The sequence below is a fragment of the Bavariicoccus seileri WCC 4188 genome (assembly GCF_000421665.1).
Lineage (GTDB): Bacteria > Bacillota > Bacilli > Lactobacillales > Aerococcaceae > Bavariicoccus > Bavariicoccus seileri.
Genome location: NZ_ATXL01000019.1, coordinates 21,976 through 38,117, shown reverse-complemented (window position 1 = coordinate 38,117; position 16,142 = coordinate 21,976). Strand labels below are relative to the sequence as shown.

At 39.0% G+C, this 16,142-nt stretch carries 13 protein-coding genes; 2 read left to right on the top strand and 11 right to left on the bottom strand.

The features are described 5' to 3' along the window. Positions 1-114: 114 nt before the first annotated feature. The 6 genes from H541_RS0105600 to yjbM all read right to left on the bottom strand — a co-directional run bounded on the left by H541_RS0105600 (position 115) and on the right by yjbM (position 7,549). Positions 115-1,689, bottom strand: a complete 1,575-nt coding sequence (locus H541_RS0105600) for a peptide chain release factor 3 (protein ID WP_022796351.1) — start codon at positions 1,687-1,689, stop codon at positions 115-117. Between the two features lie 189 nt (positions 1,690-1,878). Next, on the bottom strand, positions 1,879-3,246 hold the full coding sequence (locus H541_RS0105595; RefSeq protein WP_022796350.1) for an FAD-dependent oxidoreductase: 1,368 nt from the start codon (positions 3,244-3,246) through the stop codon (positions 1,879-1,881). Positions 3,247-3,664: 418 nt separating this feature from the next. Continuing rightward, positions 3,665-5,029: a magnesium transporter gene (mgtE, locus tag H541_RS0105585; RefSeq protein WP_022796349.1), complete on the bottom strand. Its 1,365-nt coding sequence runs from the start codon at positions 5,027-5,029 to the stop codon at positions 3,665-3,667. Between the two features lie 63 nt (positions 5,030-5,092). Then, a complete protein-coding gene (locus tag H541_RS11705; protein WP_022796348.1) occupies positions 5,093-6,010 on the bottom strand; it encodes an RluA family pseudouridine synthase in 918 nt (305 codons plus the stop codon). Continuing rightward, on the bottom strand, positions 6,000-6,836 hold the full coding sequence (locus H541_RS0105575; protein ID WP_022796347.1) for an NAD kinase: 837 nt from the start codon (positions 6,834-6,836) through the stop codon (positions 6,000-6,002). The genes H541_RS11705 and H541_RS0105575 overlap by 11 nt, the downstream gene beginning before the upstream one ends. A gap of 92 nt (positions 6,837-6,928) precedes the next feature. Further along, complete coding sequence (yjbM, locus tag H541_RS0105570) at positions 6,929-7,549, bottom strand: GTP diphosphokinase (protein WP_026501649.1); 621 nt, start codon at positions 7,547-7,549, stop codon at positions 6,929-6,931. Between the two features lie 455 nt (positions 7,550-8,004). Here yjbM and H541_RS0105565 point away from each other — a divergent pair, with 455 nt between their 5' ends. Next, on the top strand, positions 8,005-8,610 hold the full coding sequence (locus tag H541_RS0105565) for a CYTH domain-containing protein (protein ID WP_033420806.1): 606 nt from the start codon (positions 8,005-8,007) through the stop codon (positions 8,608-8,610). 120 nt (positions 8,611-8,730) lie between these two features. After that, positions 8,731-9,435: a DsbA family protein gene (locus H541_RS11700; protein ID WP_022796344.1), complete on the top strand. Its 705-nt coding sequence runs from the start codon at positions 8,731-8,733 to the stop codon at positions 9,433-9,435. Positions 9,436-9,694: 259 nt separating this feature from the next. On the opposite strand, the gene pepF is transcribed toward H541_RS11700, so the two are convergent. From pepF to trpS, 5 genes are all read right to left on the bottom strand, one after another. Beyond that, entirely contained in the window at positions 9,695-11,521 is a 1,827-nt protein-coding gene (gene pepF, locus H541_RS0105555; RefSeq protein ID WP_022796343.1) for an oligoendopeptidase F, read from the bottom strand. 28 nt (positions 11,522-11,549) lie between these two features. Beyond that, entirely contained in the window at positions 11,550-12,917 is a 1,368-nt protein-coding gene (locus H541_RS0105550; protein ID WP_022796342.1) for a competence protein CoiA, read from the bottom strand. 252 nt (positions 12,918-13,169) lie between these two features. Next, a complete protein-coding gene (locus H541_RS0105545; RefSeq protein WP_022796341.1) occupies positions 13,170-13,841 on the bottom strand; it encodes an adaptor protein MecA in 672 nt (223 codons plus the stop codon). Between the two features lie 299 nt (positions 13,842-14,140). Beyond that, a complete protein-coding gene (gene spxA, locus H541_RS0105540; protein ID WP_022796340.1) occupies positions 14,141-14,551 on the bottom strand; it encodes a transcriptional regulator SpxA in 411 nt (136 codons plus the stop codon). A 326-nt stretch (positions 14,552-14,877) separates the two neighbouring features. Further along, a complete protein-coding gene (gene trpS / locus H541_RS0105535; protein ID WP_022796339.1) occupies positions 14,878-15,891 on the bottom strand; it encodes a tryptophan--tRNA ligase in 1,014 nt (337 codons plus the stop codon). Positions 15,892-16,142: the final 251 nt, after the last annotated feature.

The following is a 16,142-nucleotide window of genomic DNA, read 5'->3' as shown; positions in this document are numbered from 1 at the left end:
GGTGTTCAAAAAGCAGCTCCTTCATCCATAAGTCAATCTCGCTAAGAATTAAAAATTCTCAAGCTAGCTTGTCTTATGGCTCGAAGCTAAGCGCTTTTTGAACAACCTCTTTTTTTAGAATAATTGGCTCAGTTTCACATCAGGGTGTTTGTCAACGAACCACTGCAAGGCAAATTGATTTTCAAACAGGAATACAGGTTGGTCAAATCGATCTTTCGTCAACAGATTCCGTCCTGATGACATTTTTGGATCCAACTGTTCTGGATCAATCCATCGAGCAATACGACTACCCATTGGCGTGAGCATCACTTCAGCATTATACTCATGCTTCATCCTAAATTGGAACACTTCAAATTGAAGTTGACCCACTGCCCCTAGAATGTACTCGTTAGTATGGTAGGTCTTATACAGTTGGATTGCTCCTTCTTGCATCAATTGCTCAATTCCTTTATGGAAGGATTTTTGTTTCATGACATTCTTAGCCGCCACACGGTTAAATATTTCTGGGGTAAACTGCGGAAGGGGCTCAAATGCTAGAGCTTCTTTCCCTGAATAGATCGTATCTCCTATTTGAAAGTTTCCTGTGTCATAAAGCCCAATGATGTCTCCTGCTACTGCATTATCGACTTGTTCCCGACTATCCGCCATAAACTGTGTCGTGTGAGATAATTTGATGCTTTTTCCAGTTCTGTTCAAAGTCACAGACATACCTGGTTCGAATTCGCCAGAGCAAATACGGACAAAGGCAATCCGATCACGATGTGCGGGGTTCATATTCGCTTGGATCTTGAAAATAAAGCCAGTGAACCTTTCATCATCTGGTTCAATGATTCCACCCTCTTCAGTTTTATGACTACTTGGACTTGGTGCGTAGTCAACAAAAGCATCTAAAAACGTTTGGACTCCAAATCCAGTCAAGGCTGACCCAAAGAACACTGGTGTCAACTGTCCTTTTCTTATAGCTTCTTCATCAAACACATTTCCTGCTTCATTCAATAAAGTTGCATCTTCCATGGCTTGGGTATAAACGCTCGTTTGTTTAAAGGGATAGTCTCCTACAACTTCGCCTTCTTCATCAAGTGGTAAAAAATCATGACCATCTGCTTCTTCAGGATGATTTAGTTCCACACGGTAGTTGTGAAGATCATATAACCCTAAAAAGCTCTTGCCCATCCCCATAGGCCAGTTCATTGGATATGCTGAGATTCCTAAAACATCTTCTAACTCACTAACCAAATCAAGTGGCTCACGGCCATCTCGGTCCATTTTATTGATAAAGGTAAAAATAGGTATCCCACGTCTAGCACAGACTTCAAACAACTTCTTTGTTTGTGGTTCGATCCCTTTAGCCGAATCAATTACCATGACTGCACTATCGACCGCCATCAAGGTCCGATAGGTATCTTCTGAGAAATCCTCATGTCCTGGGGTATCCACGATATTAACTTGAAACCCATCATAGTCCACTTGCATCACTGAACTAGTAACAGAGATTCCACGTTGTTTTTCAATTGCCATCCAGTCAGACTTCGCAAACTTACCAGTTTTCTTTCCCTTGACCGTCCCTGCTTGACGGATCGCACCACTATAAAACAATAACCGTTCTGTAATGGTTGTTTTACCAGCATCCGGATGGGAAATAATAGCAAATGTCTTTCGCTTTGAGACAGCTTCTTTTATATCTTTCATTCTTTTTCCTCCTACAACAACTCACATCGCCTTATATTAGCATGAAAAAAGAGCTACGACAAACGCATGTCGTAGCCCATAGCAGGTTGTACTCTTCTACTATTCAGTAGTGTCAGTAGTGTTCCTTCATGCTATTCAGTTCTTGTTCTCTTTAGTTGTCGTTTTCTTAATGGTAGTTTGCACAGGCTATTATTTAGCAACTGCCTCTTTTTCTAGAGATTGTTCTTTTGCCATTGCAGCTTGTCCCAAGATATTCAAGTAGTTCCAAGGACGGTCAAACACTGGTTGGAAGAAGAAATCTGTCAAGGCAAGATCTTCAATCGTCATCTTAGCTTGGATAAAGACAGACAAGGTATTTGCTGAAGCAGTACAGTCATACTTCGACATGATTTGACCACCTACGATGCGGTGAGTTCCTACCTCATACACTAATTTCATGTATAATTTTTCATTATCTGGCATAAACTCAGGACGGTAGAAGTCTTCTACATAAACAGAATGCGTGTCTAAACCAAAGAACTTAGCTGAGGCATCATTAACACCAGTTGAGCCAATGTTGTAGCCAAACAAATGAAGTCCTGATGTTGATTGTGTTCCACGGTAGCGCAAGTTTTCACCATCAATGTTTTTACCAACTAACATTCCCATTCGCACTGCATTAGTTGCTAATGGAATATAAGCATGTCCACCATTTGGATTATAGTTAACAGCACAGCTATCTCCCGCTGCAAATACATCTGGAACACTTGTACGCATGTAGTCATCAACGATAATCGCTCCATTTGGTAACATGTCGACTTGACCTTTCACTAATTCAGTATTCGGTCTAAATCCTACACACATAATCACCATGTCGGCTTCGTATTCGCCTTCTGATGTCACAACCTTAGAGACCTTACCATCTTCACCATAAAAACCTTTGACCATTTCGTTTAATTGAACTTTAACACCATGGTCTTTCAACTCATCTGTTAAGATGTCAGTGAATTCTGGATCCAAATATTTATTTAAGATACGATCCAAACCATCGATCAGAGTCACTTCACGCCCTTCATTAGCAAACGCTTCGACTAACTCGATACCGATATAACCGCCACCGACTACAACGATTTTCTTCTTATCATTTTTCTTCTCAAAGATTTCTTTGGCTTGATTATAGTTTTTACACAATTGGACATTGTCTAGATCAAGACCTGCAATCGGTGGAATAATTGGCCATGAGCCAATCGTTAATACTAACTTGTCATATGATTCTGTGAATACTTCGTCCGTTTTGATATTGCGGACTGTAATTTGTTTTTGCTCAGTGTCTACTGCAGTCACATCATGTTCCATGTGAACATCTGCCCCTAATTCTGTCAATTCCTTAGGACTAGAATAGAACAAGCCTTGTGGGTCTTTTACGACACCTCCAACATATAATGCGATACCACAAGATAAAAATGACACATTATCGTTACGTTCATAAACTTTTACCTCTGCATCTGGGTGGTCTGCTAATACCGTTTTAACGGCTGATGTACCAGCATGTGTACATCCGATCACTACTACTTTCATGTTATCCTCCTCTAATTTAATCTATTTTTGGGGTTATAAAGTTACAGAACATCTGTCTGTTGAACCCAGTATAACATGATTAAATCAACGATTGCAAAGGCTTTCACATTGTTCACTATCGCACGATAAATGTGAACAGCCTCACAACTTACATGCCCATATGTAGCAGTATTTTTCACCTGTTTTCATAGATAAGTGAATCATTCACAAATCTTATTGGATAATTCACAATATTAGTTTATAGTGATATTTAGACCCATCTTGTGAATGTGCTTTTGTATTTTTCCATAAGACACCAAAAAGTCGACCAACTAGCTTTATTTTAGCTAATAAAGCTAAAATAACCTCAAAAAGCACAATGGCTTTTTGAGGCTTTGATGATAGCTCTATCAACTATATCAGCTATACTTTCTTATTCCTAATTCGTAAATGATGCCAAGAATATACTTGCGATTGAAAAATAAATGAGTACGCTAGTCAAATCTGACAAGGTCGTAATAAATGGACCAGAGGCAACCGCTGGATCTACCCCTATTTTAGCCATTAATAGTGGGATGAAACTCCCAGCCAAGATGGCAACTGTAATAGCACATAACATGGCTATCCCAACAATACTACCTAACACAATATTATGTTGCCAGGTAGAAACGACGATCATAATAGTCAGTCCCGTTACTGCACCCGTCACGACACCAGTAGCTAATTCACGACCAAAGATAGCCCAAACACTCGTCTGGTCCTCATCTTTTTGGCTGAGTTGTCTGACGGCAACCGCTAGAGACTGCGTACCAGCATTACCCGCCGTACCAGTGATAAGGGTAACGAATACAGATAAGACACTTGCTTGCGCAATAATACCCTCATATTGACTAATCAGCGTTGACGTTCCCATTCCCAGGAATAATAATGTGATTAGCCATGGCAGCCGTTTTGTAGCAGCTACAAAGGGATTTAAAGGCGTATCGTCAACATCGACTGCGGCCAACCCAGAGTAGTCACTACTAGCTTCTTCCGCCATAACATCCATGACATCGTCGACAGTGATGATGCCAAGCATTTCGTTTGAGTCGCCAACTACAGGTAAGGCCAAGAAGTCATAATCTCGAACCGTTTGAGCCACCTGTTTTTGGTCTTCATTGACTGATACACTGACAATCCGATCCACCATTGCCTCATGAATCATCGTGTCATCATCGTTTAAAATTAAGTCCCTCAAAGACAAGACACCAACAAGTGTCCGTTCTTCGTCAACGACATAAATGTAATAAATTGTCTCAGCTTGTTGAGCTAAACTCTTGATCAATGTTAAAGCACTCTGCACGGTTTGATTGGCTTGGATAGCAATGAACTCCGTGGTCATTAAGCCCCCGGCAGTCTCTTCATTGTAGTAGTATAATCGCCTAATCTCTGCTTCTGAATCATCAGGCATTAACCGCAAATAACGATGTGCCACACTTGGATCTAGTTCTTTTAGGAGATCGACCGCGTTATCCGTCGACATACAAGACAACATGACAGCCAAGTAGCGATCATCCATTTCTTTTAGATAATCGATGACCTCATCATCATCTTCTTCGATCAATTCAAACATATCTGCTATTTCTTGTGGGGATAAGAAATGGTACAGAACGAGCCTAGCTTTTTCACTTAAAGCGAGATAAAGCTGTGCTTGTTCATAGACATGGGCATTTAAAAATAACTCACGAAATGTATCGATATCCTCTAACAGCAAACTATTTTCAATATCTCTTAGTAATTCTTCTTGTTCTCTTTGTTCTTCCATAAGTCACCTCGGTTCACAAATTGTGATCAATCTGGTTCCTTTTATTGACTAATAGTTCAGTCATTAATCTTCATCCTTACTACAATCATACCCTTTAGTCATCAACCAGTCTGACATATCTCTTGGATATGGTGCTTTGATAGTCAAGGGTTGCTGGTTAAAAGGTTGGATGAGGCTGATTTTACGACAATGGAGAGCCTGCTTATCAATACCATCATTCTTTGCCCCTCCATATAATGAATCTCCCACCAACGGGCAACCAAGTGCTTTAAAATGGACTCTAATCTGATGTGTACGTCCCGTGTGCAAGTGAATTTTCACCAGTTTGATTGGTCCAAAGGATTTCATAACCCAGTATTCAGTTAGAGCTTTCTTGCCATCTTCAGCCACACAGCGCGTGATGATTGAGTCTTTATCCCTAGCAATTGGGAGATCAATCAACTCATGATCTCGTAGTCGATTATCCCGGTCCCACACCAAAGCACGATATTCCTTCGTAATCAGAGACTCACGCAATAAGCGGTCGCAACTGTGATGACTAAAGCGGTGCTTGGCAATCAGTACGATTCCTGAAGTGTCACGATCTAACCGAGTCACAATATGGATCACTTGGTCTTTATAGCCATTAGAAACATAGTAGCCTTTTATCCAATTTGCCAGTGAACTTTCAGGATTTTGACGACTCGGTATCGTCGCTAATGCTCTAGGCTTATTGACGACTAGGAGGTCTCTATCTTCATATAAAATCTCAAGTGGCCGTTTAACAGGCACTACAGTCTCATGACTTTCCTCGTCAGGAATCACGATAGCAACCCTATCTCCGGATACCACAGCTTGATTTGCAAAACAAGGCAGGTCATTGACGCTGAAACCATTATGCGTTTTGATTGCACTTAACAATTTTCTGGAAACACCTTGATCACGCAAGAAAAACTTCAATAGTTTTGTTTCTTTCTCTGTGACCACCCACTCAAATCTCATGTCCTGATCCCTTTACCGGTCCGATGAAGGAGTAGGAAACTCGGTTCCAAAAACGCTTATGCTTGGATCCCAAAAAATGGATCCGCTCATCTGCCACTTTAAATGAAAGTTCCTTCAATTCTTCTGCAGACTCAAATAAATTGTCATAGGTCAAGACAAGCTTCTCAGTTGAATGACCATTAGAGATTGGCCTAAACGTTATCGTTTCATCTTGGGTAACAATTAATGGGGAACTTAATGTACGAAAGACCCGATTGTTCAAGGAGGCAAACTCCGTGAGCTGTAGAGCATTCAAGCTAGGATGGACGACTGCCCCACCGATTGATTTGTTGATCCCAGTAGAGCCAGTTGGTGTAGACACACAAAGACCGTCCCCACGAAAGGTTTCAAACAATTCATCACCAATAAAAACTTCACAAATAAAAGTTGCCGTGACTTGCTTAATCGTCGCTTCATTCAAACACAGAATTTGACGCACACGTCTGCTAGATCTTTCCCCTTGAATAACTTTCAATTGTAACAATGGATAACTCACATTAACAAGATCATCATTAATCAGCGACTGTGCTAGTTGCTCAGCTTCACCTGCGACCCAATCCGTGTAAAACCCCAAATGACCCGTATGAATCGCAGCAAATTTAACATGGTTGATGCAATCTTGGTACTGATGGAATGCCGATAGCAAGGTCCCATCTCCACCGATTGAGATGACAACATCAGGATCAGTATCATCCCCTTCAAATCTACCCATATGACACAAGGTCTGAAAGTAATCCTTTATACCTTGAGACTTTTCTGAATCATTTGAGACAAATGCCAATTTCATGCTGTCTACTCCCCCATAAAACTTCATTTTAACCATCGACAAGACGATGAGCTATATCGCCTTTTTAAACTTACCGCCTATAGACTTATTGCCTATCGCCTATAATGATGGAAGATATCTTGCGCTTCTTGGATATCTTCCCTGATCTCGCTCATTTCTTTATCCAAACTAAAGGCAGCCTCGCCTGCTCTTTTCAGACGATCTCTTAAAGCATCCGGATAATCTCCATCATACTTATAGTTAAGTGAGTGCTCAATCGTCGCCCAAAAATTCATGGCAAGTGTTCTGATTTGAATCTCGATATAAACGCCACGCCGACCTTCTATTCGTTCGACAGGATAATTAATCACAATATGATAAGACCGATAGCCACTGTCTTTCATGTGGGTGATATAATCACGTTCAACAACAATATTAAAATCTCCCCTTTGTCTGAGCAAATCCACAGTTTCGTAAATATCCTCAACAAACTGGCACATGATTCTAATCCCACCAATATCGGTAACTTCTTCAATCCAATTATCGACTGGAATTTGACGGACATTCATTTTTTCAATGATACTATTAACTGTTTTGACCCGCCCGGTAATAAACTCTATTGGGGCATGTTTCTCTTGTTGTCGATACTCTTCGCGTATCCCTTTTAATTTTACTTTAATTTCTGAAACTGCTTGATAATATGGGGCAAGAAAAGCATTCCAATCATCTACAATGTTTGGGGTAACTTTTTCCACGACTAATCCCTCTCTTCATATAACAAGATACTAGTGATTTCTACACAGATACTAGTGACCTCTTAAACATTTGATATCAAAATTCTAACACCTATGATACTAACTAAGATGCTAATAGGCTACTTCAGTAACTGTCCACGATGTAACCTTTGACCTCATGGATCCAGTTCAGTATAATCATAACAAATCCTTCAATAGTTGATTATCTAGAAGGTTTAATCAAGAATGAGTTGGGGCGATCTAGCAGTAGACCGCTTTATTTTTTCAAACAAAAGTCATTTCATGTTTTTCGCGTTATATCAACTCTTTTAACCACTTTTTGAGTAGCTACACTCTAGTGTTATTGTACCATATTCGAATGATTAGCACATAACGTTAATTACTGATAAAATGTAAGTAAGAAGACAGGTCCAATGGATTGGAGCCAAACAGTAATGGTTACTAAAGATAACATTCACCGTGAATTAGAACAAGAATTTAAAAACACCCTCACCCAAACTGATTACCGCAAATTGTTAGCGCATTTTAAAACAGATGAGGGTAGAATTCTTCAACTGACCAATGCTTATTTTGACCAAGATGACCACTTAAAGAACCATGGCATGGCCCTTCGAATCCGAGTGATCAATCAAGGACGTGCAGAAATGACTTTAAAATATGCCGTTGGACCCTTACAGAAAGCTGAAACAACGGTTGCCTTATCCGTTAATGAGGCATACAGCTGGATCGATTCTGGTCGATTGACAGTAGCAAAGCCAATCGGTGACGCCCTTTTGGAGCAACAGATCACAACTACCACATTTCCCTTAGTCACAGCCATGACAACTAAACGCTACGAGCTCCCCTATCAGACTGGATTACTCGTTCTTGACCAAGTAACCTTCAGTGACAACACGATAGATTTCGAACTTGAGTATGAAGTAACGGATCTTGCTATAGGACAAAAAGAATTTAGCGCTTTGCTCCATCAGTTCAATATTCCACGAATTGTGAGTGCACCAAAAATAGAACGAGCCCTGTCTCACGAATCAAAACGTTAGGCATCTCCTCTATTTTTCGCTACAATGTAGTTGTTGAGCAAAAATAGTTCAAAATAGTTTAAACATAATTTTAAATGACCTTTATAACATAGAACACAATAGCAATGAAAGGTGATAGACATGTATCGGGTCGACAAACTACAAGTTTCGTCCTTTGCACCCCCTAACAGGGTTTTAGATTTATATCTTTTTATAAATCCCATCGGTTACGAATGCTATAAATTTGAGCAAGAGATAAACCGCTTCATCACAGAAGCACCCTGTAAAATAAATTATAAGATATTACCGTATCACAATATCAAGACGATGAGCGAGTATATGCATCGTCTTGGTATCGAGAACGGTGACTTTAATTATCGCAACCAACTCTATCTGACAGTTTACCAAGTATCACTAGCTTATAAGGCTGCGATGATGCAAGGCTGTAAACGTGGTAGGAAGTTCTTGTTTGCTTTGCAAAGAGCGTTGCATCAAGATAAAATACCTATTAGCGAAGAATTAGTCTTCAGAACGGCTGATAAAGAAGGACTAGATCTGGCCGAATTTAAAGAAGATCACTATAGTCGATTGACAAAAGATGCCTATACAACAGATCAACATGTTGCACAAGAAATGGGCATCACATCAACGCCATCACTCGTCATCTTTGATAATCTGAGCGAAGACTATGGCATTATGGTTCAAAACGAGATAACGACAGCGGCCTTACTCAACCTTGTAAAACAAAAAAATAAACCTCGCAGTACAAATTGTAAAAAGAAACAGCATACACACGGTGATCACATGCATGCTGTAAAATGGCAACGCCATTCAAACGAATCGTAATAATTGACCTACAAGCGATATAAGGAGCTTATGCCTTCAACCAGCCTGTACCTTTAATTGCTTATGCTTTTTAATAGCCTATGCTTTTAATTAGCTTATGCTTTTAACAAATTAATTTTGGTGTCATAACTCTGTCTGATCGTCATAACTGAGATAATTATAACTCTGACAAGAGAAAAGAACTCATTGGGAACAAGCTTTTAGCTAGCTCCTGATGAGTTCTTTTTCTCAATGGTAGATCTATAAAAGAGAAACAGATTTATTTTCCAACTTCTTCTAACAACTCTTCTAATTCATCTAACCGTTTTTCAAAGACTTTGAAAGCATGACGTAAATAATCTGGAGATGTCATATCAACTCCTGCTGATTTCATCACATCAATTGGATAGTCGCTAGAACCAGCTTTTAGATAATTCTTATAAGCTTCAACAGCACTATCCCCTTCTGTCAATATCTTGTCAGCAAGAGTTGTAGCAGCAGCTAAACCTGTCGAGTATTGGTAAACATAGAAATTGTAGTAGAAATGTGGAATACGTGACCATTCGTATTTAATGTGGTCATCATAGGTCACATCATTACCATAGTAACGTTTGTTCAACTCACCATAGTAATCGGACAGAAAATCAACTGTCAATGGTTTACCAGCTTGATCAGCGGCATGAATATATTGTTCAAACTCAGCGAACTGCGTTTGACGAAATACAGTACTCTTGAAACGATCCAAATAATCATTCAATACAGCTAAACGCGTTTTTGGATCTGTCTCGGTATTGAGCAAATGTTCCGTCAACACACATTCATTAGTCGTTGATGCGATTTCTGCAAGGAAAATAGGATAATCACCATAAACATATGGTTGATTATGCCGTGTGTAATAAGAATGCGCACTGTGACCAAATTCATGGACTAATGTAAACAATTGGCTAAAATCATCTTGCCAATTCAACAGAATATAAGGAACAGTATCATACATGCCTGAAGAATAGGCACCAGACCGTTTTCCTTTATTTTCTTTGATATCTATCCAACGATTGGCAAATCCTTCATTCAAGATTTCAACATAATCTTCCCCAAAAGGCGCTAATGCTTTTAATGCAATATCACGTGCTTCATCAAAAGTTAGCTTTTGATCATGGTCAGGATTTAGAGGAACATACATATCACTCATCTTGATTTCATCTAGCTTCAATGCTTTCTTACGCAAGGCAACATAACGATGTAATAGTGGTAAATGACGATTTACTTCCTCAACTAGTGTTTCATAAACGGACTCTGGTATAAAGTTTTGAGCAAGACTCGCTTGACGTGCCGAGCTATAACCTCGAGTCGTCGCATTAAAATTATGCTTTTTGACATGTGTTGCTAAGGTTGAAGCAGTTGTATTCTTAATGCTTTCAAAACGGTCATAAAGTTGATTATAAACCTCTTCACGAACTTCTCTATTTTTAGAACGTAACAAAGAGCCAAATAAACCATGCGTCAATGGTACTATATTACCATCTTCATCCTTCACTTCTCCCAAATCTAGATCAGCATTCGTCAAAATGTTATAGGTTTGACTAGCCCCAGAAAAGACAGCTTCAGCATTTGCGAGAATAGTCTCTTGATCCGCAGATAGGACATGGTCTTTATTGACCGTTAATTGATCCAAATAATGCTTATAGGGTTTCAAACGGTCGTTTTCCGCTACAAAACCTTCTAACTTATCAAGAGGAATTGCTAAAACTTCAGGTTCAAAAAAGGCACTACTACCAGAAACTTGGGTGAAAACACTCAAAGCTTGTTGTTGTAACCCTTGGTATTTCGTATTGGTAGTGTCTTGATCATATTTTAAGTGCGAATAAACATAAGCCTTTTCAACCTGACGATAGACATCCAAGATCGTCTCAATCGCATCTGCTAAGGTATCTGAAGCATCCGCTAAATGACCCTTGAACCCCTCGATTTTTTCACTCTTATCTTTCACGGCAGAAATAGCTGCTTCAGCCGCCTCATCACTGGGATAAATCAACGTAGTATCCCACGTCAACTCAGCAGGAACATCTTCACGAAGAAGTATTTTACTATTATTTTGTTCTTTCGACATGCATGCATCATCCTTTCAATTAATAACCCTATTCTACCATAAAAGGCATAAAGTTTCGGTCTAAAACCCTTATAGCAGACCAACCTTCCCACACACGCTTAAGCCATTTATCCTCAGGTTCCCTCACAAAAGGCAAAGGTACCCGTTTTAAGATAGAGTCATGGTCTTTCACAAAACGACCAAATTTCTCATAAGACAAACCATCCACTTCAATCACGACACGCCACAAAACAATAGAATACGAACTGCCTAACTCATAAAGCGGCGGATAAAAGAATAACGGATTCAACTCCTCTATCACCTTTCCTTTTTGATATAAAAACTCCGCTAGAAACCTATCAATCGGTTGCTTTGAATGCCTGAAATAACGACAAAAACGCGACTTTGAGCGACTTGCGATTGTCATCTTATAAAGATCAGGACTACCACAACCCTTGTCACTTTTTGTAGACATAAACCCTTTGTATCCAGTTTCCTTGGCATCCATACTTCTTTTATTGTCTTTCATTTTTTGAGGCTGATTTTTATGTTTCATTTGATACTGATTTAGATGTTGATTTAGATGTTGATTTTGAATTTTGTTTTGATTTTGCTTTTTAGTGTTGCTTTGATTTTCAATTTGATTTTGCTTTTTATTTTGTTTTTGTTTTTGATTTTGTTTTTGTTTTTGATTTTGATTTTGATTTTGATTACGATTATGATTTTGTTTTTGAATTATGTTTTGATTTTTATGTTTATTAAGTTTATTAAGTTGGAGAAAGGTCAACTGAAGAATTTTATTGAGAGTAGGCACTCCTAAATAAACTGGATACCGTACGACATGACCAGTCAAGAGCTTTCGTCCATTTGTCGCAAAGCGAACATCCCACACAAGTTTTATGCTTAGATGCTTATTATCCAATACCCAGTAATAATAACCCAGCTTTTCATGATACCTCATCAAGAGAAATAACTTTTGCTGTGGAGCCACCGGAGGAAGATCTTCTTGACCAACGAACCACCATTGATTTAAACCCAAACTACGATAACCAACAGATCGCAAAGAAATATCTCTCAGACTGATTGGACTGAGTTGGTACTCGATGACAACATGAGACTTAGCCGTCGACACAAGAATATCTGCTCGCTGTGCTTCACTAACTACAGCTTCCGTAGACACAGCATAACCAATCTCATTAAACCGGTCCGCTAACCACATTTTTCCTATCTTATGTTCAAAAGATTCGGCGACTTTAGAAGTTGAACTTTCAACCGGACGATGTGCAAAATGACGTTTAGTTTTCTGACCAGATCGAAGAATGACAACGTCACCACAATAAGGACAATAATACGTCTCCCGATCATTTGCTGCATCTGCATGCCTAAAACTTCCAAAAGCTGTCTTAGCAATTAACACCTTTCTCCCACCTACCCCTCCCACTAACTGACGAAAAACACTAGCAATTAGTTTAAAAAAGAAAAAAAGCCCCCCGATCAATAGATCGGAGGACTTCCTTGTGACACAAAGCTAGTCGCTTCTATGACAACCTCTTTGTCGGTGTGGTTCAAGCAGCTTTTTTATCATAAGTCGATCTAGCCCGAAAATTTAAAATTTTCTGCTATCTCCTCTTTTGTCTCAAAGCTAAACGCTTGTTCCACAAGCTCTTAGTTAGTTAAAGTATCTTCTCAATGCACCTAATGCATCTTTAGCGATTAACGTTTGCGCATGTTCAATCAACCATTCTTCTGAAAGGCGACTTGGTTCCGCATACTCTCCAAGGACTAATTCAATAGCTGTCTTGTGTTCTTCATTTAAACCATCTTGGTCAAAGACGATTCTAACAAAGTACGCACCTTCTACCGCAAAAAGCGTAGAATCTAACTGAGAATCATCAATATCTTGGGCAATCGCAATCATTTCCTCAATACTAGGAGTGACATATACAACATAGTCACGATTAGAATAATAATTATCTGCGGATTTCCCTGTCGATACCGGTTTTGGTCGCTCGCTAGTCTTAGTCTTTTGTTTTTTCTCTTTAAATGCCTTTAAAAACCTTTGTAAGCTTTCATCGTACTGTTCAATTTCTTCTTCATCTTCAAAGTCATGTTGAGAAATCAGTAAATCTAGACCTTCTCCATTTGGTATAACTTGGAAAGTTACGCTATCTGATTGGCTGAATTCATTAGTTTCATCGATTTCCTCCAATATACTATGGAAGAAACTTTCAACTTGTTGTTGGTTACCTAGTAAATCTAAAAATTCAATGCCACGCGCTTCTAAGTCTTCTTTGTGGATGGATACTCGAATCGTCTTCTCATTGATATGTTCTATTTCCATCACTATCATCCTTTCTGCGTAGCTAAACATCTATGCAATTTAACTATAGCAAATATAGGGAACTTTGTCACATTTTTCAAATCAAGAATAGTCGCTAATTGAACAGAGTCCATTGTCATTGAAATACGATAAAATGGCAGGTGCATAGTATATTACACAGTTCCTCAAAAATAACAAGTCTATTGGACTTATCTACTCTATAATTAGGATAAAATTAAGACTTATGTGCTTGAGATATATCCCTATTGAGAACTCAACTTATGTGTAAAAAAAAAACGCCCCTCAGGGCGCTTTTTCCATTATGAAGCAGACAGCTCAAGTGACAACCTTTCGGCTTCGGCCAATTCAGCTCTTCTCACTGAACGTGGCAAGAACCGTCTGATTTCATCTTCGTTGTAGCCGACTTGGAAACGTTTGTCATCTAACATAATCGGGCGTCTTAAAAGTCCGGGATGTTCAATGATCAAATCGAATAGTTTATTCATTGGCAAGGCATCGATGTCCACATTCAAATCCATATAAGCTTTCGAACGTGTCGAAATGATTTCGTGGGTTCCGTCTTCGGTCATTCGCAAAATCCTTTTGATTTCATCTTTAGTCAACGGCTCCGAAAAAATATTTCGTTCCTCATAAGCAATGCCATGTTCTTCGAACCAGGCTTTTGCTTTACGACATGATGTACAACTTGGTGATGTGAATATTGTAACCATAGTAACCCCTCCTTGTAAAACAACTATCTTACTACTACATTTTATATTATACGCTATTTTGGTAATACATGATAGGTAAATTGTGAATTATTCCTAAAGTTTATATTAAGTTCGTATCATGTAGTCAAGTCACTTCGTCTAAAAAGGTCTTATATGTTGCTATATCAACGTTTTATAGGTTGTTCACAGTTTCTTCACAATTAGATTTTTAAGGCAGAAATTTGCGGAAACTTTTCATAAGGGACTGATGCCACATCGCAATTTTTCTCTCAAAAAAGGGTGCACACACCTCTTTAATCGCTCATCAAACACAAAATCAGCTGTTTCTAAAAGTAATTCAACCCGATAGCTTCTCTTACTTCGTGTAGTGTTTGGCTAGCAACAACATTAGCTGCTTCACTGCCTTCTTTCAAGATAGCATAAACACTAGCAGGATCCTTAGCATACTCTTCCCGTCTCTCACGGATTGGAGACAAGATCCCATCTAAAACGTCGATGAGATACTTTTTGACTTTAACATCCCCTAAACCACCCTTAGCATACTGTTCTTTCATTTTAGCCACTTCAGGGTCAGATGGTGCAAAGACATCTAAATAGGTAAAGACCATATTTCCTTCAACTTGACCCGGATCACTGACCTTAATATGATTCGGATCAGTATACATTGACATCACTTTTTGCTTAACAACATCAGCATCATCAGCTAAATAGATCCCATTGTTGAGTGACTTACTCATTTTGGCATTCCCATCTAACCCAGGTAGACGTCCTAATCCCTTTTCAGGAAGCAAACCCTCTGGCGCAACTAATACATCAGTTTGATACGTGCTGTTAAACGCATGAACAATTTCTCTAGTTTGCTCAATCATCGGTTGTTGATCATCCCCAACCGGCACCAAGTCCGCTTTGAAAGCTGTAATATCCGCAGCCTGGCTCACCGGATAGATAAAGAAACCAGCTGGAATACTCCGTTCAAACTTTTTTTGTTTGATTTCTGCTTTGACCGTCGGATTACGTTCAATCCGACTAACGGTTACTAAATTCAAGTAATACATCGTTAATTCAGCTAGTGCTGGTATTTGAGATTGAATAAATAACGTAGACTTTTTGGGATCAAGACCAACTGCTAGATAATCCAGCCCAACTTGTAAGATATTTTGCCTGATCTTCTCAGGATTTTTGGCGTTATCCGTTAACCCTTGTTGATCTGCAATCATGATATAGGGCTGATACTCTCCAGTATTTTGTAAAGCTACACGGTTTTTAAGAGAACCAACATAATGTCCTAAATGCAATTGCCCCGTTGGCCGATCCCCTGTTAATATAATTTTCTGTGTCATCGTAATGCTCCCTCTAATCAATATATAATGTTATTTTAACGAAGCGCAACTTATTATACAAGGTCACTTTGTAATACAAGGTTACTTTTACTCATCTTCACGTTTACAACTCAATTGACGCTAACCTAATTTATTTAGACTAACCCAAATCTGTTGGTCTTCATCCAAATCTGTTGATCCTTAGCTAAATCTGTTGATTCTTACCTAAATCTATTAACACTCACTATCTAAACGATTCTATTCACTGTACA

Excerpts from the sequence above, each read along its gene's own strand:
- H541_RS0105600 (WP_022796351.1), bottom strand. The coding sequence starts at position 1,689 with ATGAAAGATATAAAAGAAGCTGTCTCAAAGCGAAAGACATTTGCTATT.
- H541_RS0105595 (WP_022796350.1), bottom strand. The coding sequence starts at position 3,246 with ATGAAAGTAGTAGTGATCGGATGTACACATGCTGGTACATCAGCCGTT.
- mgtE (WP_022796349.1), bottom strand. The coding sequence starts at position 5,029 with ATGGAAGAACAAAGAGAACAAGAAGAATTACTAAGAGATATTGAAAAT.
- H541_RS11705 (WP_022796348.1), bottom strand. The coding sequence starts at position 6,010 with ATGAGATTTGAGTGGGTGGTCACAGAGAAAGAAACAAAACTATTGAAG.
- H541_RS0105575 (WP_022796347.1), bottom strand. The coding sequence starts at position 6,836 with ATGAAATTGGCATTTGTCTCAAATGATTCAGAAAAGTCTCAAGGTATA.
- H541_RS0105565 (WP_033420806.1), top strand. The coding sequence starts at position 8,005 with ATGGTTACTAAAGATAACATTCACCGTGAATTAGAACAAGAATTTAAA.
- H541_RS11700 (WP_022796344.1), top strand. The coding sequence starts at position 8,731 with ATGTATCGGGTCGACAAACTACAAGTTTCGTCCTTTGCACCCCCTAAC.
- pepF (WP_022796343.1), bottom strand. The coding sequence starts at position 11,521 with ATGTCGAAAGAACAAAATAATAGTAAAATACTTCTTCGTGAAGATGTT.
- H541_RS0105545 (WP_022796341.1), bottom strand. The coding sequence starts at position 13,841 with ATGGAAATAGAACATATCAATGAGAAGACGATTCGAGTATCCATCCAC.
- spxA (WP_022796340.1), bottom strand. The coding sequence starts at position 14,551 with ATGGTTACAATATTCACATCACCAAGTTGTACATCATGTCGTAAAGCA.
- trpS (WP_022796339.1), bottom strand. The coding sequence starts at position 15,891 with ATGACACAGAAAATTATATTAACAGGGGATCGGCCAACGGGGCAATTG.